A 19,996-nucleotide genomic window follows, 5' to 3' on the forward strand; every position below is an offset into this window, starting at 1 on the left:
GAAGTCCGGCGAGACACGCTAGGCTGGATCAATGATCCTTCTTACCGGATTCGAGCCGTTCGGCGGTGAAAGCACCAACCCGTCCTGGGGTGCGGCACAGCGGGCGGCTGCCCTGCTCAATGACGCCGGGGAACCTGCTGCAGCGGTTCAGCTTCCGTGTGTCTTCGGTACCAGTATCGGAGTCCTTGCCGGCGCCCTTGAGGCCCATCAGCCTGATCTTGTGGTCTGCGTCGGGCAGGCGGGCGGCCGCGCCGAACTGTCCCTCGAACGGGTGGCAATCAACTTCGATGACGCTCGGATCCCGGACAACGCGGGAAACCAACCGGTGGACGTGCCTGTACGTCAGGACGGACCCGCCGCCTACTTCAGTTCGCTTGCCCTCAAGCGCAGCCTGGTGCAATTGACCGAAGCGGGTCTGCCGGCAGCGGTGTCGCAGACGGCTGGAACCTATGTCTGCAACCATGTCTTCTACGGGTTGATGGACCTCCTGCAGGATCGTTCCGCCACCCGGGGCGGTTTTGTCCATGTCCCGTTCTCCTCCGAACAGGCGATGGCCCACCGGGCGCCAGGGATGCTGATCGAGGAGATGGCCGCGGGCCTCGTGATCATTGCGCGGGCAAGCCTGCAGCATCAGACGGATCTTCCGGTTCCGGCGGGCGCGGAACACTAGGAACCCGAACACTAGGAACCCGAGTCTTTGCGACTGCGGAAAATCCGGCGAACGGGACGCTCCGCATAGCCGCCGTCGTGCAGACCGGCTGCCCTCTCGAACGGATTCCGTGAGGCAGGGTCACCCGACAGCAGCCACGAGATCCCAGCGGCAAGGAAATAGGCCAGGAGGAACGGCAGGCCAAGGCACAGTGCGTACTGGGTGCTGTGGCGGGCTTCGTGCGCAACGAGTTTCGGTCGTCCGGCGACCTCTTCCGGACCGGCGCGGAAGAGCACAACACACCCCACGGTGAAGGCAGCGGCGTGAGGCAGCCGCGGCGAATAGAAGTGAGCGAAGATCAGCCCGTTCGCGGCGGGCCTGATCTCGCAGCCACCGATCCTCGCAGCCAGCAGGCCCAGCAGGGTGGAACCGTTCAGCCAGTTGAGCGTCCACCGAAGTTTCTCGCCGCCCTTCATGGCCGTAAGTCTAGGGCGAAGCCGCTTGAGCAGGTCCACATGCCATTCGGGCGACCGGCACGCAGTCCTCTAGACTGGCAGGGCCGCCGAAATGCTGATTGGACGCTGCCGCCGGCACCCATGCGCTCACGACACCAAGGTAAAAAGCACACTCATGTCTGAACCAATATCGCCCGCGGACCAGGCGGCGCCGGACGCCGTCGTCGCTCCCGACCCACTGGACACCGAGGCCATTGCTGCCGCTGTGGACCGCGCCCTGGCCGACATCGCCGGTGCCGGCGACCTCGACCAACTGAAGTCGGTCCGTTTGGCCCACACGGGCGAGAAGTCGCCGCTGAGCCTCGCCAACCGAAGCATCGGCTCCCTCGCCAAGGACCAGAAGGCTGCGGCAGGCAAGAACATCGGGCCGGCACGCGGACGCATCAACCAGGCGCTCGCCGCCCGGACAGCAGAGCTCGAGGCCGAGCGCGACGCGCGGATCCTTATCGAGGAGGCCGTCGACGTGACCGCGGCTCCGCGCCGCCGTCGTGCCGGTGCCCGGCACCCGCTGTCCATCCTGCAGGAGCGGGTGAGCGACATCTTCGTGGGCATGGGCTGGGAAATCGCGGAAGGACCGGAAGTCGAGTCGGAGTGGTTCAACTTCGACGCGCTGAACTTCAAGCCCGACCACCCTGCGCGTGAGATGCAGGACACCTTCTTCGTCGAGCCGCCGAACGCCCACCTCCTGATGCGGACGCACACTTCGCCGGTACAGGTGCGGGCAATGCTGGAACGGGAGGTACCGATCTACGTGCTTTGCCCCGGAAAGGTCTTCCGCACCGACGAACTGGACGCTACCCACACTCCCGTGTTCCACCAGTTCGAGGGCCTCGCAATCGACAAGGGCCTCAGCATGGCCGACCTGCGCGGCACGCTTGAGCATTTCGCCCGCCTGATGTTCGGCGAGGACGCCGGCATCCGCCTCCGTCCGAACTACTTCCCCTTCACCGAACCGTCCGCGGAGCTGGACATCTGGCACCCCGGCGCGAAGGGCGGCCCGCAGTGGATCGAGTGGGGAGGCTGCGGCATGGTGCACCCCAATGTGCTCCGTGCGGCCGGTATCGACCCCGAGGTCTACTCCGGCTTCGCGTTCGGCATGGGCATCGAGCGCACTCTCATGTTCCGCAATGAGGTCCTGGACATGCGGGACATGATCGAGGGCGACGTACGTTTCAGCGAGCATTTCGGGATGGAGATCTAACCGTGCGTATTCCACTTTCCTGGTTGCGTGAGTACGCCCAGGTTCCGGCCGAAGCAACGGCCGAAGATGTGATGGCCGAACTCGTCAAGGTCGGACTTGAAGAGGAGGCCGTGCACCGGCCCACCGACACCCTGTCCGGACCGATCGTCGTCGGCCAGGTGCTCTCCATCGAGAAGGAACCGCAGAGCAACGGCAAGACCATCAACTGGTGCCAGGTCCGCGTGGTTCCGGAGGGGGCTGAGCAGACCCTCACCGAAAAGGGGATCGACCCGTCGGGTGTACAGGGCATCGTCTGCGGCGCGCACAACTTCGTCGAGGGCGACAAGGTGGTTGTCACCCTGCCCGGTGCGGTGCTGCCCGGCGACTTCCGTATTGCCGCTCGCAAAACCTACGGCCACGTCTCGGCCGGCATGATCGCCTCCGTGCGCGAGCTCGGCATCGGTGATGACCACGACGGCATCCTCGTCCTCTCAACCCTCGGGCTGGACCCCGAGGTGGGATCCGACGCGATGGAACTGCTCAGCCTCTATGACCAGGCCGCCGAAATCAACGTCACGCCGGACCGCAGCTACTGCTTCTCGATCCGCGGTGTCGCGCGGGAGTACGCCCACGCCACCGGCGGCAGCTTCACCGACCCGGCCGCCGCCGTCGCCGTCGACCCGGCTGTCGGCCCCGGCTACCCGGTCCGCATCGAGGATTCGGCGCCCATTTACGGCAATGAGGGCTGTGACCGGTTCGTCGCGCGCGTGGTGCGCGGCGTCGATGCCACCCGACCCACTCCGCAATGGATGGTTTCACGCCTGCGCCTGGCCGGCATCCGCTCCATCTCCCTGCCGGTAGACATCTCCAACTACGTGATGCTTGAGCTGGGCCAGCCGACGCACTGCTACGACGTCGCCAAGCTCACCGGAGACATCGTTGTACGGCGTGCCAACCCGGGGGAAACCCTGGTCACACTGGACGACCGCAAGCGTGAACTGCACGTCGAGGACCTGCTGATCACCGACGGATCCGGCGCCATCGGCATTGCCGGCGTCATGGGCGGTGCGGCCACCGAGGTCTCCGACACCACCACCGACGTCCTGGTCGAGTCCGCGCACTTCGACCCGGTATCGATCGCCCGTGCCCGCCGCCGCCACAAGCTGCCGTCCGAAGCCTCCAAGCGGTTCGAGCGCGGAGTGGACTGGCATATTGCAGACGTCGCTGCCCAGCGCGTGGTGGACCTGCTGGTGAAGCTGGCCGGAGGAACCGCCGACGCCGGCATCACCGACATTGGTGCCGCACCGGAGCCCGTGGTCATCGACCTGCCGACCGGCTACGCATCCGAGCGCATCGGGATCGATTTCGCGCCCGAGCAGGTTCTGGGTGCCCTCACGGATCTGGGCGCCGAGGTGGAGGAGTACGACGGCGGCTGGCGCGTAACGTCCCCGAGCTGGCGCCAGGATCTTGCCATCAAGGACGACCTCGCCGAGGAAATTGCCCGGCTCGTGGGCTACGACCAGATTCCGTCACGCCTTCCCGTCGCCCCGCCCGGTCGCGGCCTGACCCGCGCGCAGCAGCAGCGGCGCCGGGTGCTGGCTGCACTGGCCGACTCCGGTCTGACCGAGGTGCTGTCGTACCCGTTCGTCTCCGAGGAATCGAACTCCTTGTTCGGTGCGCCGGAGGGCACGGGTTCCGCGGTGAAGCTGGCCAACCCGCTCAGCGCGGAGTTCGGCTACCTTCGCCGTTCCATCCTGCCGGGACTGCTCGAGGTTGCGAAGCGGAACTCGTCGCGTGGGTTCCGGGATCTGGCGCTGTTCGAAGCGGGACTGGTCTTCCTTCCGCAGGACACCCTCGGTACGGAGAGCATCCCGCCACTGGGCGCCCTGCCCAGCGAAGAAACCCTGGACGCACTGTACGGCGGACTGCCGCTGCAGCCGCTGACCATCGCTGCTGTCTTCCTCGGCAAGGATTCACCCGCAGCTCCCGGGCACGCCCCGCGTCCCTGGGACTGGGCTGATGCGCTTGACACCGTGCGGCTGATGGCCGACGTCGTCGGGGTTGAACTGGTAGTGGAGCAGGGCGAGCACCAGGCCTTCCACCCCGGACGGACCGCCCGAATCAGCCTTCGCAGCGGAGAGATACTCGGATACGCAGGCGAGCTTCACCCCAAGCTGGTCGCAGCCCAGGACCTCCCGCCCCGGACTGTGGCGCTGGAAATCAATGTCGACCTGCTGTTCGATGCCGCACCGGATGTCATCGTTGCCCGGAACCTGTCCACGTACCCGGCCACCACGCAGGACGTTGCGCTGGTGGTGGACGCCGGTCTGCCGTCCGAGGCCGTGCTGGAGACTCTGCGCGAAGGCGCAGGGGAACTGCTCGAGGAGGTGCACCTGTTCGACGTCTACTCGGGCCAGGGCATCGGCGAGGGGAAGAAGTCGCTGGCTTTCGCCCTGCGCTTCCGCGCTCCTGACCGCACGCTGACCGCCGACGAGGCGAGCGCTGCACGAGACGCCGCCGTTCATCTCGCCGCCGAGCGCCACGGGGCCGTGCAGCGCTAAGTCCTGATTCCTCTTCCACCAACCCGTGCGTTGAGTTGGCAGGACACACCCCGAATGGGCAACCAAACGGGGAGTGTCCTGCCAACTCAACGCTGTTTAACACAGGGCTAGGGGATCAGGAGGATCTTTCCCGTGGTTCTGCGCGCCTGCAGGTCGGTGTGTGCCTGTGCCGCTTCGGCGAGCGGGTAGCGGGCACCGATGCGGACTGAGAGGGATCCGTTAACGACGGCGCCGAAAACGTCTCCGGACCGCCACCGCCGCTCCTCGGCCGAACGGAGATAGAAACCCAGGCTCGGACGCGTCACATACAGCGAGCCCGAGCTGTTGAGGCGCTGCAGGTCGAACGCGGGCACGGGACCGGATGCCGCCCCGAACAGAACCAGCATGCCCCGTTCGCGGATGGAAGCAAGGGATCCGTCGAAAGTAGCCTTCCCGACGCCGTCGAACACCACGTCCACGCCTGTTCCGCCGGTCAGGTCCCGGACCTGCTCCGGAAATCCCTCATAGCGGAGCACGACGTCGGCTCCTGCCTCCCGCGCGAGTTCTTCCTTCTCATCGGTGGACACGGTAGTGATCACCCGCGCCCCCTTGGCCTTGAGCATCTGGGTCAGCAGCAGACCCGTGCCGCCTGCGCCGGCGTGAGTGAGTACCGTCTGCCCTTCCTGCACCGGGAAGGTGGAGTTGATCAGGTAGTGCGCAGTCATCCCCTGGAGGGGTAGGGCGGCCGCGGTCTCCAGGTCGACGCCGTCGGGCACCGGGAGCGCCTTGGCTGCGTCGATAAGCGTGAACTCGGCATAGGAGGCCGCGCCCTCAGCGAAGGCGACGCGGTCGCCCACCGAGAACCCATCCGCCTGCGGCCCCACATCGACGACCTCGCCGGAGGCCTCTCCGCCGGGAATGAAGGGGTACTCCACCTTGTAGATGCCCGCGCGCTGGTAGGTTTCGATGAAGTTCACTCCCACTGCGGCGACCTTGACCAGTAGTTGTGAGCCCGTCGGGGTGGGCCGATCGATCGGGATCGGGGCAAGGACCTCCGGTTCGCCGGCCTGGCTGGCCGCAATGGCAGTGGGCATGGGTGTCTTCCTCTCCTTGGATCAATGGGTTCATTTGAATTGTGCCTGCGAATCGCGACAACTCGGCGCAGCCGGAACGCATTCCTCGACAGCGCCAGGCACAGCCGATGAATAACTATGTGTTGAACTGAATATTTACTGAGCATTTACTGTACGATGGGCAGCATGAGTATTTCGGTAGCGGTATCGGGAGCAAGCGGCTACGCCGGCGGAGAAGTGCTACGCCTGCTTGCGAACCACCCGGACGTGTCCATCGGCACCATCACAGCCCACAGCAGTGCGGGAAGCCGCCTGGGTGAGGTGCAGCCGCACCTGCACTCGCTGGCCGTGCGCGAGCTGCAGGAAACCACCGTTGAGAACCTCCAGGGACACGACGTGGTCTTCCTGGCCCTGCCGCACGGTGCCAGCGCCGACATCGCCGCGCAGCTGCCCGACGATGTGCTCGTGATTGACGCCGGAGCCGACCACCGGCTGGAGGATTCCGAGGCCTGGGAGAAGTTCTACGGCTCGGCACACGCGGGCACCTTCCCCTACGGCCTGCCAGAGCTGCCTGGCGCCCGGAATGCCCTGCGCGGTGCGCGCCGTATCGCCGTGCCCGGCTGCTACCCGACCAGCGCGCTGCTGGCGCTCACCCCGGGATTTTCCGCAGGGCTGCTCGAGCACGACGACGTCGTCATCGTCTCTGCCTCGGGTGCCTCCGGAGCCGGCAAGGCACTCAAACCGCACCTGTTGGGATCGGAAGTCATGGGCGGCATGAGTCCCTACGGCGTCGGCGGCGGCCACCGCCATACTCCGGAGATCGAGCAGGGCCTGGGCTGGGCCGCAGGAGCGCCGGTCACTGTGTCCTTCACTCCGACGCTGGCCCCCATGTCACGCGGCATCCTCACCACCGCGACGGCGAAGGTCCGTACTGGATCCAGCGCGGCCCAGTTGCGGGAGGCTTGGGAGAAAGCGTACGACGGCGAGCCCTTCGTCACGCTCCTGCCCGAGGGGCAGTGGCCTGCCACCCAGTCCGTCCTCGGCTCGAACGCCGTTCACCTCCAGCTCGCCTTTGACGAGCACGCAGGGCGGGTCATCATCAGCTGCGCAATCGACAACCTCACCAAAGGAACCGCCGGCGGGGCCGTGCAGTCCATGAACATCGCCCTCGGCCTGACTGAGACTGCGGGCCTGACCGGATCAGGAGTAGCTCCGTGAGCGTTACCGAACCCAAGGGATTCCGCGCCGCAGGCGTGGCGGCCGGTTTGAAGAGCACCGGCGCACGTGATGTCGCCGTCGTCGTCAATGACGGTCCGCACCACTACGCCGCCGCGGTGTTCACTTCCAACCGGGTGGCCGCCGCTCCCGTGCACTGGTCCCGGCAGGTCGTATCCGACGGCCGGGTGGACGCCGTCGTCCTCAATTCCGGCGGAGCCAACGCCTGCACCGGCCCGGAGGGCTTCCAGAACACGCACCGCACCGCTGAGCACGCCGCCGAGGTGCTGGGACTGTCGGCTACGGACGTCTTTGTCTGTTCAACCGGCCTCATCGGTGAGCAGTTGCCCATGGACAAGCTGCTCGCGGGGGTCCAGGAAGCGGCGGAGAGGCTGAGCGACGGCGGCGGGCAGTCAGCGGCGGAAGCCATTATGACCACGGACTCCGTGTCGAAGACGGCCTCCTACCCGGCGTCCCCGGACCAGCCCAGTGAGGGCTACTCGATCGGCGGGATGGCCAAGGGGGCGGGAATGCTCGCCCCGGGACTGGCCACCATGCTGGTGGTCCTGACCACCGACGCCCTCGTCGATCCGGAACTGCTGGACACCGCGCTCCGGGCTGCCACCCGCGTCACCTTCGACCGCGCCGACTCTGACGGCTGCATGTCCACCAACGACACCGTTGTGCTGCTGGCTTCCGGAGCCACCGGTGTACGGCCAGACCCCGCGCAGTTCGCCGAGGCGCTGACCACGGTCTGTTCCTCCCTGGCCCATCAGCTCATCGAGGATGCCGAGGGCGCAAGCCACACCATCGCCATCCGCACCTACAACGCAGCCACGGAGCAGGACGCAGAGACAGTGGGACGCGCCGTCGCCCGCTCAAACCTCTTCAAGACGGCCATCTTCGGCAACGACCCCAACTGGGGCCGGGTACTTGCGGCGGTCGGCACCACGGACGCAGCTTTCGAGCCCGACCAGCTCGACGTGGCGATGAACGGCGTGCAGATCTGCCGGAGCGGAGGGATCGGGGATTCCCGCGACCTGGTGGATCTGAGCCAGCGCCTTGTCACGGTGGAGATCAACCTGAACGCCGGTTCGGAGTCCGCGACAATCTGGACCAACGACCTCACCCACGACTACGTCCATGAGAACTCGGCCTACTCGAGCTGATTCGCCCGGAACCCACGGAGTCCCAAGGACTCCGGGCTGGAGATGAATGTGAACACCCTGAACGCCGCGCAGGACAAGGCGGCCACCCTGATCGAGGCGCTGCCCTGGATCCAGCGGTTTGCAGGCACCACCGTGGTGGTCAAATACGGCGGAAACGCCATGGTCAATGACGAGCTCCGCCGTGCGTTCGCCGAGGACATCGTCTTCCTCCATCACGCGGGCATCCGTCCCGTCGTCGTGCACGGCGGCGGACCGCAGATCAACGGGATGCTGGACCGCCTGGGCATCACCTCGGAATTCAAGGGCGGGCTGCGCGTCACCACGCCCGAGGCCATGGACGTTGTCCGGATGGTCCTCACCGGCCAGGTGGGCAGGGAACTCGTCGGCCTGATCAACTCGCACGGACCATACGCCGTGGGCCTGTCCGGCGAAGACGGCGGCCTGCTGCACGCCGTCCGCACGGGCACCGTGGTGGACGGCGAGGAGGTGGACCTTGGCCTGGTCGGGGAAGTGGTAGGAGTCAACCCTGCGGCAATCCTGGACATCCTTGAAGCCGGACGCATCCCCGTGATCTCCACCGTGGCGCCGGAATTCGACGGCGAAGGAAACCCCACCCAGCAGGTGCTCAACGTGAATGCCGACACCGCTGCCGCCGCCCTCGCCGAGGCGCTGAATGCCTCCAAGCTCGTGATCCTGACCGACGTGGAGGGCCTGTACTCCAACTGGCCCGACCGCTCCAGCCTGATTTCCTCACTCACCGCAGCCGAGCTCCGGGATCTCCTGCCCGGCCTCGAGTCGGGAATGATCCCGAAGATGACCGCGTGTCTCAAGGCCATCGACGGAGGAGTGGAGCGTGCGCACATTGTGGACGGGCGCCAACCCCACTCCATGCTGCTCGAAATCTTCACCACTGCAGGAATCGGCACCCAGGTTGTGCCCGACGAGGAGGTCTCCCGGTGACCGCTTCCGATCTGACCCCCGTCGCCGCGTCGGCGCTCGTTGACCAGGCCAGGGGCGAAGAGTGGCTGCAGCGCTACTCCAACTCCCTGCTCGGGGTCTTCGGCACCCCGCAGCGTGTCCTGGTGCGCGGCTCCGGCTGCCTGGTCTGGGACGCCGACGGCAAGCAGTACCTGGACCTCCTCGGGGGCATCGCGGTGAACGCGCTGGGCCACGCCCACCCGTTCGTCACCTCCGTCATCTCATCGCAGCTGGCAACGCTGGGGCACGTCTCTAACTTCTTCACCAGCCCCACGCAGGTGGCTCTGGCGGAAAAGCTCCTCTCACTCGCCGGAGCCGGCGCAGGCTCGAAGGTCTTCTTCGCAAACTCCGGTACGGAAGCGGTGGAAGCCGCCTTCAAGCTGGCCCGCCGCAACAGCGCAACATTCCAGGACGGCAAGCCGCGAACCCGCATCCTCGCCCTCGAGGGCGGATTCCACGGCCGCACGATGGGTGCGCTCGCACTGACCGCCAAGCACGCCTACCGCGAGCCGTTCGAGCCGCTTCCCGGCGGAGTCGAGCACCTGCCCTTCAACGACATCGACGCGCTGGAGAGCGCGCTCGATGAGACGGTTGCCGCCGTCGTACTGGAACCCATCCAGGGGGAAGCGGGAGTGCGCCCGCTCAGCCACGAGTACCTGCGCAGGGCGCGTGAGCTGACCCGGGCAACCGGAGCGCTGCTGATCCTCGACGAGGTGCAGACCGGAGTCGGACGCACCGGGCGCTGGTTTGCCCACCAGGCCAGCGGCATCACCCCGGATGCCATGACGCTGGCCAAGGGCCTTGGCGGCGGGTTCCCGATCGGTGCGCTCATCACCTTTGGCAGCGAGGTGTCAGCCTTGCTGACGCCTGGCCAGCACGGAACCACCTTCGGCGGAAATCCGGTGGCGACCGCCGCGGCGCTTGCAACCCTGCACGCCCTGGAAGCCGGTTCGGTACTGCAGAACGCGAACGACGTCGGCGCCTTCCTGCGCAGCAGTCTCGCCGCTGTGCCCGGTGTCGTGGAGGTCCGCGGGGAGGGACTCCTGATCGGATTCGACCTTGACGGTGACTTCGCGGTAGCGGCGGTCCAGGAGGCTCTCGCCCAGGGCTTCATCATCAATGCGCCTACTCCGTCCACCCTCCGGCTGGCCCCTCCGCTGATCCTGACCCGCACCGAGGCGCAGGGCTTCCTCGACGCGCTTCCGGGCATCCTTTCTGCCGCCCGGACCAGCGGCGCCTGACCACCACAGACCTGTACTGGAGACTTCCACATGACCCGCCACTTCCTGATTGACACAGACCTCACGCAGGCGGAGCAGACCGAGGTTCTGGACCTCGCGCTCGAGCTGAAGAAAAAGCCGTACTCGCAGGCTCCCTACGCCGGAGATGGATCCGGCCGCAAGACTGTTGCGGTGATCTTCGACAAGACCTCCACCCGCACCCGGGTGTCCTTCGCGACCGGTATCGCCGACCTCGGCGGGGTGCCGCTGATCATCGGCTCCGGAGAATCCCAGCTCGGACACAAGGAGTCCATCAGCGACACCGCGAAGGTCCTTGAACGGATGGTGTCCACTATCGTCTGGCGCACGTTCGCGCAGGCAGGTCTCGAGGAGATGGCCGCCGAGTCATCGGTTCCGGTCATCAACGCACTGTCGGATGACTACCACCCCTGCCAGTTGCTCGCCGACCTCCTCACCATCCGCGAACACAAGGGACAGCTGGCCGGACTCACGCTGGCCTACTTCGGTGACGCGGCCAACAACATGGCCAACTCCTACCTGCTGGCCGGGGTGACCGCGGGAATGCACGTTCGAATTGCCGGGCCGAATGGCTACCTGCCGGAGCAGCGGATCATCGACGCCGCCAACGCCCGCGCCGCTGAAACCGGCGGATCCGTCCTTGTCACCACCGACCCCGCAGAAGCGGCCGCCGGGGCGGACGTCATTGCCACGGACACCTGGGTGTCTATGGGGCAGGAGATCGACGACGACGCCGCTAAGGCCGCGCGGTTCGAGCTTTTCCGTCCGTACACCGTCGATGAGGCGCTGCTTGCGCAGGCGGCTGCCGACGCCGTCGTTCTTCACTGCCTGCCCGCGTACCGGGGCTACGAGATCTCCGCCGAGGTTATCGACGGTCCGCAGTCCGTTGTCTGGGATGAGGCGGAGAACCGGCTGCACGCGCAGAAGGCGTTGATGGTGTGGCTGATGGAGCGCGCGTGACGGCCCTGCAACCCACTGGCCAGCCGACAGGTCAGCCCACTGGCCAGCCGACAACGAAGACCGCCAGGCAGGCGCGGATTCGTGCTTTGTTGACGGGACAGTCGGTCCGTTCCCAGTCGGAGCTGGCCGAGCTGCTCGCCGCGGACGGGCACCAGGTCACCCAGGCCACGCTCTCTCGCGACCTGGTGGAGCTGGGCGCAGTCCGCATGCGCGGCAAGGACGGGGCGCTGGTGTACGCGGTGCCGGGGGAGGGCGGAGGACGCGCTCCCCAGAGCGGAGTCACGCAGGAGATCCTGGACAGCAGGCTCTCCCGCCTGTGCGGCGAACTGCTGGTCACGGCAGAAGCGTCGGGAAACCTGGTGGTGCTCCGGACGCCGCCGGGTGCAGCCAATTTCCTAGCCCTGGCCATCGACCATTCGGTGATGCCCTCCGTGCTCGGTACGATCGCCGGAGACGACACCATCCTCCTGGTCACCCGGGACCCCTCGGGCGGGGCAGAGGTCGCTGCCCGGTTCCTGCAGTTCGCGCACGAAGCCGCGTCCTGAAGCAGCACAGCCTGAACCACAAGACCTCGACCAGCGGGTCGAACATCGAACACATACCAATCAAGAGGAGCTATTGAAGTGACTGAACGCATTGTCCTTGCCTACTCGGGCGGACTCGATACGTCGGTGGCAATCGGCTGGATCGCCGAGGCAACCGGAGCGGAAGTTGTGGCGGTGGCCGTCGACGTCGGACAGGGCGGCGAGTCGCTGGAGACAATCCGCCAGCGTGCCCTGGGCTGCGGCGCCGTCGAAGCCTACGTCGCTGACGCACGGGACGAGTTCGCCAACGAGTACTGCATGCCGACCCTCCGGGCCAACGCGCTCTACATGGACGCCTACCCGTTGGTCTCGGCCATCTCCCGCCCGGTCATCGTGAAGCACCTCGTCGCCGCAGCACGTGAATTCGGCGCTTCCACCGTGGCACACGGCTGCACCGGCAAGGGCAACGACCAGGTCCGCTTCGAAGTGGGCATCCAGACCCTCGGCCCGGACCTGAAATGCATCGCACCGGTCCGCGACCTGGCACTGACCCGCGACAAGGCCATCGCCTTCGCCGAGGAGAAGGGCCTGCCCATCGAGACCACCAAGAAGAACCCGTTCTCCATCGACCAGAACGTCTGGGGACGCGCCGTCGAGACGGGCTTCCTGGAGGACATCTGGAACGGCCCCACCAAGGACGTGTACGACTACACCGACTCGCCGGAATTCTCGCCGGCACCCGATGAGGTAGTCATCACCTTCAAGGAGGGCATCCCGGTGGCAATCGACGGGCACGCCGTCACGCCGCTGCAGGCTATCGAGGAGCTGAACCGCCGTGCGGGCGCCCAGGGCGTCGGCCGGATTGACATCGTCGAGGACCGTCTTGTGGGCATCAAGAGCCGCGAGATTTACGAGGCTCCTGGCGCCATGGCCCTGATCACAGCACACCGTGAACTCGAGAACGTCACTATCGAGCGCGAGCAGGCACGGTTCAAGAAGACCGTCGACCAGCGCTGGACCGAACTGGTGTACGACGGCCAGTGGTTCTCGCCGCTGAAGCGTTCACTGGAAACCTTCATCGACGACACCCAGCGCTATGTCACCGGTGACGTCCGCATGGAACTGCACGGCGGCCGCGCCACGGTCACCGGTCGCCGGTCCGACGTCGGCCTGTACGACTTCAACCTGGCAACCTACGACACCGGCGATACCTTCGACCAGTCCATGGCGCGCGGGTTCATCGAGATCTTCGGTCTGTCGTCCAAGGTGGCCTCCGGCCGCGACCAACGCGCCGGGCAGTAGCTGATGGCAGAGGCACACGGCACCAATGAGGGGTCGCTGTGGGGCGGCCGGTTCTCCGGCGGCCCCGCGGACGCCCTCGCGGCCCTGAGCAAGTCCACGCATTTCGACTGGCGGCTGGCACGGCACGACATCGCGGGTTCGCGGGCGCACGCCCGCGTCCTGCACCGCGCCGGCCTGCTCGACGACGGTGAGCTCAGCGGGATGCTTGCTGCGCTGGACCAGCTCGACGACGACGTCCGCACCGGCGCTTACGTGCCGGCAGAGTCGGACGAGGACGTGCACGGTTCACTCGAACGCGGCCTCATCGAGCGCGCGGGCCCAGCGCTGGGCGGCAAGCTCCGTGCCGGACGCTCCCGGAATGACCAGGTGGCAACGCTTGGCCGGATGTACCTGCGCGAGCACGCCCGCATCATCGCTGTTGGCGTGCTGGCCACCATCGATGCGCTGATTGAGCAGGCGAAAGCGCACCCCGAGGTGCCGATGCCCGGACGCACCCACCTGCAGCACGCGCAGCCGGTCCTGCTGAGCCACCACCTGCTCGCCCACGCGTGGGCACTGCTGCGCGACCTGCAGCGGCTCCAGGACTGGGACCGTCGGGCGGCCGTATCGCCGTACGGCTCGGGAGCGCTCGCCGGGTCCTCGCTGGGACTCGATCCCGAAGCGGTCGCTGCCGAGCTTGGCTTCGACTCCGCCACGCACAACTCGATCGACGGGACCGCCGGCCGGGATGTGTACGCGGAGTTCGCGTGGGTCTGCTCAATGATCGGCGTGGACCTGTCCCGGATCAGCGAGGAGGTCATCATCTGGGCCACCAAGGAGTTCTCCTTCGTGACCCTGCACGACTCCTTCTCGACCGGTTCCTCGATCATGCCGCAGAAGAAGAACCCGGATGTCGCAGAGCTGGCCCGTGGAAAGGCCGGAAGGCTCATCGGCAACCTGACCGGCCTGCTGGCAACCCTGAAGGGCCTGCCGCTTGCGTACAACCGCGATCTGCAGGAGGACAAGGAGCCTGTGTTCGACGCCGTCGACACCCTTGAGGTGCTCCTGCCTGCGGTGTCGGGCATGATCGCCACCTTGACGTTCAACACCGAACGTATGGCGGCGCTCGCCCCGCTCGGTTTCGCGCTGGCAACGGACGTCGCCGAATGGCTGGTTCGGCAGGGAGTGCCCTTCCGGGAAGCGCACGAGCTCTCGGGCGCGGCGGTCAAGCTGGCCGAGAGCCGCGGCGTCGAGCTCTGGGATTTGAGCGACGAGGACTACGCGGGAATCTCCGAACACCTCACATCGGGTGTACGCGAGGTGCTGACGGTGGAGGGTTCCCTGAATAGCCGGCACTCCCAGGGTGGAACGGCCCCGGCTGCTGTCCGCCGGCAGCTCGACGCCCTTCGTGCCCAACTCGCCGAGGTGCGCTCGGCGCTGGTACCGGCCGTATAGCTGGATAGTTCTGCGGGGTTCACGGGTATCGTCGGTGAGGAAACCCATAGTGCCTGACCGAGGATGCCCGTGAACCTCCCGATCTCTTCCGCTCCGCAAGATCTCGCCGAAAGGCTTTCCTCCGCCGGCCGCAGCCTGCTCAGCACCGCCGCCGATCTGGACAGAGACTCGCTGGCGGCCCCTTCCGCATTGCCCGACTGGAGCCGTGCCCACGTGGTTGCACACGTTGAGGGAGTCGCCCGCGCTTTGCAGCGGCAGATCGAGTATGCCGCCCGCGGCGAGCGGATCGAGTTCTACGACGGGGGATACGAGGGGCGGGTCCGGGACATAGAACTCCGCGCCCAGCGTCCCGCGGAAGAGCAGCTCTCCAACCTCGTCCAGGCCGTCGATCAAGTCGTGGAAAGCTTCGCCGGCCTGGCGCCGGATGGATGGGAAGGCCGTATCTCCTACCGCGACGGAACCGTCCGGGACGGTGGGCTGGCGCTCTGGCGGGAACTGACCATCCATGCAACGGACCTGGACGCCGGCCACACACCACTGGATTGGGATCCCGATTTCTGTGATCACCTCATCGGGTTCCTCACAGCCCGGGTTCCTGACGGCACGGCGCTCGAGCTGCAGCCGCTGGGCGAGCAGCCGCGAACGCTGACTACCGGAACAGGCGACGCCGGCGCAGGCGACCCCGGAGCAGCCGACGCCGGGCAAAGCGACCCCGGGCAAAACGACACCGTACGCACCGTCGTCGTCGCCGGCCGGCTGCAGGACATGGCCGCATGGATGGCAGGACGGACGCCGGTAGGGAGCCTGGACGCCACTGCGGCGGGTGACGCCGTCGATCTGCCAGAATTGCTGCCCTGGCCGGCAGCGGTGGCTCCGCGCGCCTGACCGTACTAAGTTGGGAACTTAGCTGAAGTGCCCGGCACAAGCGAGGAGCACAATGACGGCGGACGTTGATCGACAGGCGGCCCACTCCAGGGTGCCGCTCGGCCGGATCGAGCGGCTGAGCGATGGGTACGCGCTGGCCTTCGACCGGCAATTCGATTACCCGCGCTCCTACATCTGGAACCTCCTCACCGAGCCGGCCAAGGTGCGCCTCTGGCTGGGTGAACTGGCCTCCGAGTGGGAGCTGGGGAAGGAGTACTCGCTCGATCTGGGTGCGGGAGCCAGCACCGGCACCGTGCTTCAGCTCAATCCGCCCACCAGCCTGCAGATCAGCTGGGAGGACGCGCTCGGTCTCGAATCAATTCTTGAGTGGCGTGTCCTGGAGTGCGACGGCGGCACCCTCCTCCAGTTCCAGGCACGGTCGGAAACTCCGGACTTCCTGACGGAAGGCGCTGCCGGCTGGCAGCAGATCCTTGCCGCACTGGATGACGTCGCCGCCGGTCGGGATCCTCAGCCCTCCGGCGACTGGGCCGCGCTAAGGGACGCCTATGCCGCCGAGTTCGATCTCTCCAACACCATGGGCATGCTGGAAACGGCCGACGGCGTGACCATGGTCCACTTCGATCGTTGCCTGCCGGCTCCGCTTCCATTGGTGAACGACGCGCTGACCGCGGATCCCGAGCAGCAGCCTATGGTCGAGCAGGCGGAGGTGGACCTGAGGACCGACGGTGCAAGGACGCGGCTGACGGTACGGCACGTGCTTGAGGACCTCGCGGACGCTCCTGCCCTCATGGCGCGGTGGCACGCCCACCTGGATGCCGTGGCGGTGTCCCTCGAAGGGGGCCAGCCGCATGCCAGCACCCGTAAGCTGCACGCGCTGGAGGATCTCTACAGGACGGGTGTGGGCAATCCCGCCTGAACCGCTGTCCTTTCCCGCTCCAGCAGGCTTGTCTTCACGGTCAGGCCCCAGCGGAAGCCGCCCAGGCTTCCGTCCGTCCTGATCACGCGGTGGCAGGGCACAAAGAGGGCTGCGGCGTTGAAGGCGCATGCTCCGGCCGCTGCCCGGATTGCGGCGGGCCGCCCGGTCAGCCTCGCGTACTCCGAATAGGTCACGGGCCGGCCCGGCGCCACCTGCCGAAGCACCTCCCAGGCATGATTCCGGAAGGGGCCGGACAGTTGGTGCACGGGAACGGTGTCGACGGCGCTCAGGTCGCCGTCGTAGTACGCAGATACCGCGTCCGTGATGGAACCCAGCGAAGCTACCTCCTCGAGCGCTTCCGCCCGCAGTGTGGGGTGGATCTGACCGGTGAGTTCGGTGGTTTCTGCGGTCCAGCCCGAGGCAAGGACGACGCCGTCGCGCGCTATTACGGTGAAGGGACCGTCCGGCGTAGCTTGGGTGGCAGTGAGGTTTGTCATGATGCAAGAGCCTTTCGTGGTGCACCCGGGGATGCTGCGTGCGGTGCCCGCGCTTGGAGACGCTTGTCTGCGCGCTCTTCGGCGGCAATTCGCCACAAATGCATGGTTGCGTACGAGCGCCAGGGACTGAAACGGTCCAGCCATCGCGGTGCGGCGGCGGTTCCTGCCGCGGCGATTTCTTCCGTGCCGGAATTCGCCGCGCCACTGAGCAGACGCGCCAGACCGGTCCGGACAGCGGCGTCGTTGTCGAAGTGGATGTCGGTGGCACCGAGGATCCGCATCGCTGCATACCGGACGGTCCACGGCCCGATACCGGGCAGCGGCAGCAGTTTAGCCGCCAGTTCGGCGGGAGTGTCACCTACACCCAGCGAGAGATCTCCTTCAGCGAGGGCGGCTGCGGCGCCGAGGAAGCTGGAACGGCGTCGCTCCGGTCCTTTCAGCAGCGGTCCGGCCTCCGCGAGTGCGGCAGCGGTGGGAAAGAGCCGAGAAAAGCCCGGCACGCCGAGAGTGGACTGTTCTCCCAGCACGCTGAGGGAATTGAGGGTTTTGGTGGCAGCGGCGACGGTAACCTGCTGGCCGATCATGGCCCGGATGAGGATCTCCTTGGGGTCCACCGCTCCCGGGAGCCGAATGCCCGGGTAACGCCGAACCCGTGTTGCCATCAGTGGTTCCGCGGACAGAACGCCGTCGACGGCAAGGGGGTCAGCGTCGAGGTCGAACAGCCGACGGATGCGTGAGAGCAGCGCGGGAAGGTCCTTGAGGTGCTGGACGACCACCGATACATCCAGGCCGGCGGGCGCGAGCCGGGCCCGGAACCAGCCTTCACCACCCGGAAGGCGCACGAGTCGCGCGTAGGTTTCCTCGCTGCCCTGCTCCACACCGTCCACGACGCGTGCCTGCAAGAAGGTGAAGATGCCGTCGTCGTAGGGTTGGCGTGCCGGCAGCGTCAGATTCAGGGAGGTGGCCGAACCGGCGGTCGAGGCATGGGACCTCTTCCGGCTCCGCTCCCGAAGATGGGTGGGCGACAGGTCATAAACCTCCTGCACAGTGTCGTTGAACTGCCGGATGCTGTTGAACCCGGAGGCGAACGCGACGTCGACGAACGGCATGTCGGTGGCGGTGAGCAGCGCCCGTGCGGTCTGGGCACGGCAGGCTCTGGCCAGGGCGAGGGGGCCGGCACCCAGTTCAGACGTCAGGATCCGGCCGAGTTGCCGGGTTGAGTATCCAAGCCGCAGGGCAAGGCCGGGAACGCCGCTGCGGTCGATCTCGCCGTCGGCAATCAGCCGCATAGCCCGCGCTGCTGTGTCAGAGCGGAGGTTCCACTCGGGCGTCCCCGGGACTGCTTCGGGGAGACAGCGCTTGCACGCCCGGTAGCCGGCTTCGTGCGCCGCCGCCGAGGTGGGATAGAACGTGACGTTCGACGGCTTGGGAGTCCGGGCCGGGCAGGATGGGCGGCAGTAAATCCTCGTGGACGCCACCGCGGTCACGAACTGGCCGTCGAACCTGGCGTCCCGCGACTCGATCGCCCGGTACCGCTGCCAAAAATCCATGCATCCATCCTGACAGGACGAGGGGTCTGCTTCTAGCGGAAATCGGACATAGCTGTGCCGAGAGGTACCCGCCGTCTTGATACGGTCTTTTGGTGGATTCAGCCCTTCAGCGCAGTCGGATCGCTCATCCGGCCGTTGAGGTCGCTCCGCTTCTGCTCGGCGCGCACCTCACTCACTCCGACGGCGGTGACCCGGTAACGGTCCGTATCACCGAGGTTGAGGCCTACATGGGGGAGGTGGATCCGGGGTCGCACGCTTTCCGCGGACAAACAGCCAGGAACGCCACCATGTTCGGGGAAGCCGGCCACCTGTACGTGTACTTCACCTACGGGATGCACTACTGCGCCAACGTCGTGTGCGGTGTTCCGGGCAAAGCCACCGGGCTGCTGCTTCGCGCCGGTGAAATCACCGGTGGAGTGGAAACCGCCCGACGGCGCCGCGGGAACCCGCGGTCCGACCGCGACCTTGCACGGGGTCCGGCGCGCCTTGCGCAGGCGCTCGGTATCGACCGGGCACTCGACGGCGCTGACGTGTTTGCGGAGCCCCTCCGGCTGGAACTGCCGGATCACCCAGCCGACCCCTCCCACGTGCTTACCGGGCCCAGGGTAGGAGTGAGTGGACCGGGCGGATCCACCGCCTATCCGTGGCGCTACTGGCTCGCCGGGGAGCCCAGTGTCTCCACTTACCGCCCGGCTGCAAAGCCCCGAAGCGTAACCAAGCCCCAATCCCACACTTCCCAGTCCCAGACTCCCCAGTCCCAAACTTCGAGAACGGCGAATCAATGAGCAAAGAATCGGTTCAGGATCTCATTCTGTCCCGGTGCCAAAGCGTTCCGGACTTCCCGAAGCCCGGCGTCACCTTCCGCGACCTGACCCCGGTCTTTGCCGATTCGGCCGCCTTCTCGGCGACAGTGCACGCGCTGATCGAACCGTTCGCCGGCACGTTCGACCGGGTGGCAGGCGTCGAGGCCCGCGGCTTTATACTCGCCGCCGCGACAGCCTTCGCGTCCGGAACGGGGGTGACTGCAGTGCGCAAGCCAGGCAAGCTCCCGCGGGAAGTGCTTCGGGAGGAGTACGCGCTCGAGTACGGCAGCGCGGCGGTCGAGATCCACCAGGACGAGTTCGTTCCCGGCACCCGGGTACTTCTGCTTGATGATGTCCTCGCCACCGGCGGAACGCTCTCGGCAGCCGTGCGCCTGCTGGAGCGGGCCGGCGCGGAAGTGGTGGGCATCGCCGTCGTACTGGAGCTCGCAGGCCTCGGGGGAGCCGCAGTGGTGCCGACCCCCGTTCATTCCCTAGTCACCATCTAGCTAACCATTCAGCATCGATCCGGGGGGACGTTCATGGAAAA

Annotated in this window: 19 protein-coding genes; 15 read left to right on the plus strand and 4 right to left on the minus strand. The window is 66.8% G+C overall.

Annotation, left to right across the window (positions count from 1 at the left end; all coding sequences use genetic code 11):
* Positions 1 to 31 precede the first annotated feature (31 nt).
* A complete protein-coding gene (gene pcp, locus GC088_RS05980) occupies positions 32 to 670 on the plus strand; it encodes a pyroglutamyl-peptidase I (RefSeq protein WP_323961358.1) in 639 nt (212 codons plus the stop codon).
* An 11-nt stretch (positions 671 to 681) separates the two neighbouring features.
* Here the strand turns inward: pcp and GC088_RS05985 are convergent, their stop codons facing one another.
* On the minus strand, positions 682 to 1,125 hold the full coding sequence (locus tag GC088_RS05985) for a hypothetical protein (RefSeq protein WP_323961359.1): 444 nt from the start codon (positions 1,123 to 1,125) through the stop codon (positions 682 to 684).
* Between the two features lie 154 nt (positions 1,126 to 1,279).
* On the opposite strand from GC088_RS05985, the gene pheS reads away from it, so the two are divergent.
* Positions 1,280 to 2,365 (plus strand): phenylalanine--tRNA ligase subunit alpha, encoded by a 1,086-nt coding sequence (gene pheS / locus GC088_RS05990; RefSeq protein ID WP_323961360.1) that lies wholly within the window; start codon positions 1,280 to 1,282, stop codon positions 2,363 to 2,365.
* Positions 2,366 to 2,367: 2 nt separating this feature from the next.
* Positions 2,368 to 4,905 carry a phenylalanine--tRNA ligase subunit beta gene (gene pheT, locus GC088_RS05995; protein ID WP_323961361.1) on the plus strand — a complete coding sequence of 846 codons (2,538 nt, stop codon included), beginning with the start codon at positions 2,368 to 2,370 and terminating at the stop codon, positions 4,903 to 4,905.
* Between the two features lie 107 nt (positions 4,906 to 5,012).
* On the opposite strand, the gene GC088_RS06000 is transcribed toward pheT, so the two are convergent.
* Positions 5,013 to 5,978, minus strand: a complete 966-nt coding sequence (locus tag GC088_RS06000) for a quinone oxidoreductase family protein (protein ID WP_323961364.1) — start codon at positions 5,976 to 5,978, stop codon at positions 5,013 to 5,015.
* A 165-nt stretch (positions 5,979 to 6,143) separates the two neighbouring features.
* Here GC088_RS06000 and argC point away from each other — a divergent pair, with 165 nt between their 5' ends.
* The 10 genes from argC (at position 6,144) to GC088_RS06050 (ending at position 16,599) form a co-directional block, all read left to right on the plus strand.
* Entirely contained in the window at positions 6,144 to 7,175 is a 1,032-nt protein-coding gene (argC, locus tag GC088_RS06005) for an N-acetyl-gamma-glutamyl-phosphate reductase (RefSeq protein ID WP_323961365.1), read from the plus strand.
* Positions 7,172 to 8,341, plus strand: a complete 1,170-nt coding sequence (argJ, locus tag GC088_RS06010) for a bifunctional glutamate N-acetyltransferase/amino-acid acetyltransferase ArgJ (RefSeq protein ID WP_323961366.1) — start codon at positions 7,172 to 7,174, stop codon at positions 8,339 to 8,341. The genes argC and argJ overlap by 4 nt, the downstream gene beginning before the upstream one ends.
* A gap of 42 nt (positions 8,342 to 8,383) precedes the next feature.
* Positions 8,384 to 9,301, plus strand: coding sequence for an acetylglutamate kinase (argB, locus tag GC088_RS06015; RefSeq protein WP_323961368.1), 918 nt, complete (start codon positions 8,384 to 8,386; stop codon positions 9,299 to 9,301).
* A complete protein-coding gene (locus tag GC088_RS06020; protein WP_416377502.1) occupies positions 9,298 to 10,560 on the plus strand; it encodes an acetylornithine transaminase in 1,263 nt (420 codons plus the stop codon). The genes argB and GC088_RS06020 overlap by 4 nt, the downstream gene beginning before the upstream one ends.
* Before the next feature lie 30 nt (positions 10,561 to 10,590).
* Positions 10,591 to 11,538: an ornithine carbamoyltransferase gene (gene argF, locus GC088_RS06025; protein WP_323961370.1), complete on the plus strand. Its 948-nt coding sequence runs from the start codon at positions 10,591 to 10,593 to the stop codon at positions 11,536 to 11,538.
* 5 nt (positions 11,539 to 11,543) lie between these two features.
* On the plus strand, positions 11,544 to 12,083 hold the full coding sequence (locus tag GC088_RS06030; protein ID WP_323961970.1) for an arginine repressor: 540 nt from the start codon (positions 11,544 to 11,546) through the stop codon (positions 12,081 to 12,083).
* 78 nt (positions 12,084 to 12,161) lie between these two features.
* Positions 12,162 to 13,364, plus strand: coding sequence for an argininosuccinate synthase (locus GC088_RS06035; RefSeq protein WP_323961372.1), 1,203 nt, complete (start codon positions 12,162 to 12,164; stop codon positions 13,362 to 13,364).
* Positions 13,365 to 13,367: 3 nt separating this feature from the next.
* A complete protein-coding gene (gene argH / locus GC088_RS06040) occupies positions 13,368 to 14,798 on the plus strand; it encodes an argininosuccinate lyase (RefSeq protein WP_323961374.1) in 1,431 nt (476 codons plus the stop codon).
* A gap of 69 nt (positions 14,799 to 14,867) precedes the next feature.
* Positions 14,868 to 15,683, plus strand: a complete 816-nt coding sequence (locus GC088_RS06045; RefSeq protein ID WP_323961376.1) for a maleylpyruvate isomerase family mycothiol-dependent enzyme — start codon at positions 14,868 to 14,870, stop codon at positions 15,681 to 15,683.
* Positions 15,684 to 15,735: 52 nt separating this feature from the next.
* Positions 15,736 to 16,599 (plus strand): SRPBCC domain-containing protein, encoded by an 864-nt coding sequence (locus GC088_RS06050; protein ID WP_323961377.1) that lies wholly within the window; start codon positions 15,736 to 15,738, stop codon positions 16,597 to 16,599.
* Here GC088_RS06050 and GC088_RS06055 read toward each other — a convergent pair.
* Entirely contained in the window at positions 16,569 to 17,096 is a 528-nt protein-coding gene (locus GC088_RS06055; protein WP_323961378.1) for a methylated-DNA--[protein]-cysteine S-methyltransferase, read from the minus strand. The genes GC088_RS06050 and GC088_RS06055 overlap by 31 nt on opposite strands.
* Positions 17,093 to 18,646, minus strand: coding sequence for an AlkA N-terminal domain-containing protein (locus GC088_RS06060; RefSeq protein ID WP_323961379.1), 1,554 nt, complete (start codon positions 18,644 to 18,646; stop codon positions 17,093 to 17,095). The genes GC088_RS06055 and GC088_RS06060 overlap by 4 nt, the downstream gene beginning before the upstream one ends.
* A gap of 92 nt (positions 18,647 to 18,738) precedes the next feature.
* On the opposite strand from GC088_RS06060, the gene GC088_RS06065 reads away from it, so the two are divergent.
* On the plus strand, positions 18,739 to 19,431 hold the full coding sequence (locus GC088_RS06065; protein ID WP_323961380.1) for a DNA-3-methyladenine glycosylase: 693 nt from the start codon (positions 18,739 to 18,741) through the stop codon (positions 19,429 to 19,431).
* Positions 19,428 to 19,955, plus strand: a complete 528-nt coding sequence (locus GC088_RS06070; protein WP_323961381.1) for an adenine phosphoribosyltransferase — start codon at positions 19,428 to 19,430, stop codon at positions 19,953 to 19,955. The genes GC088_RS06065 and GC088_RS06070 overlap by 4 nt, the downstream gene beginning before the upstream one ends.
* Positions 19,956 to 19,996 lie beyond the last annotated feature (41 nt).

The sequence above is a fragment of the Arthrobacter sp. JZ12 genome (genome assembly GCF_035189165.1).
Classification (GTDB): Bacteria; Actinomycetota; Actinomycetes; order Actinomycetales; family Micrococcaceae; genus Arthrobacter_D.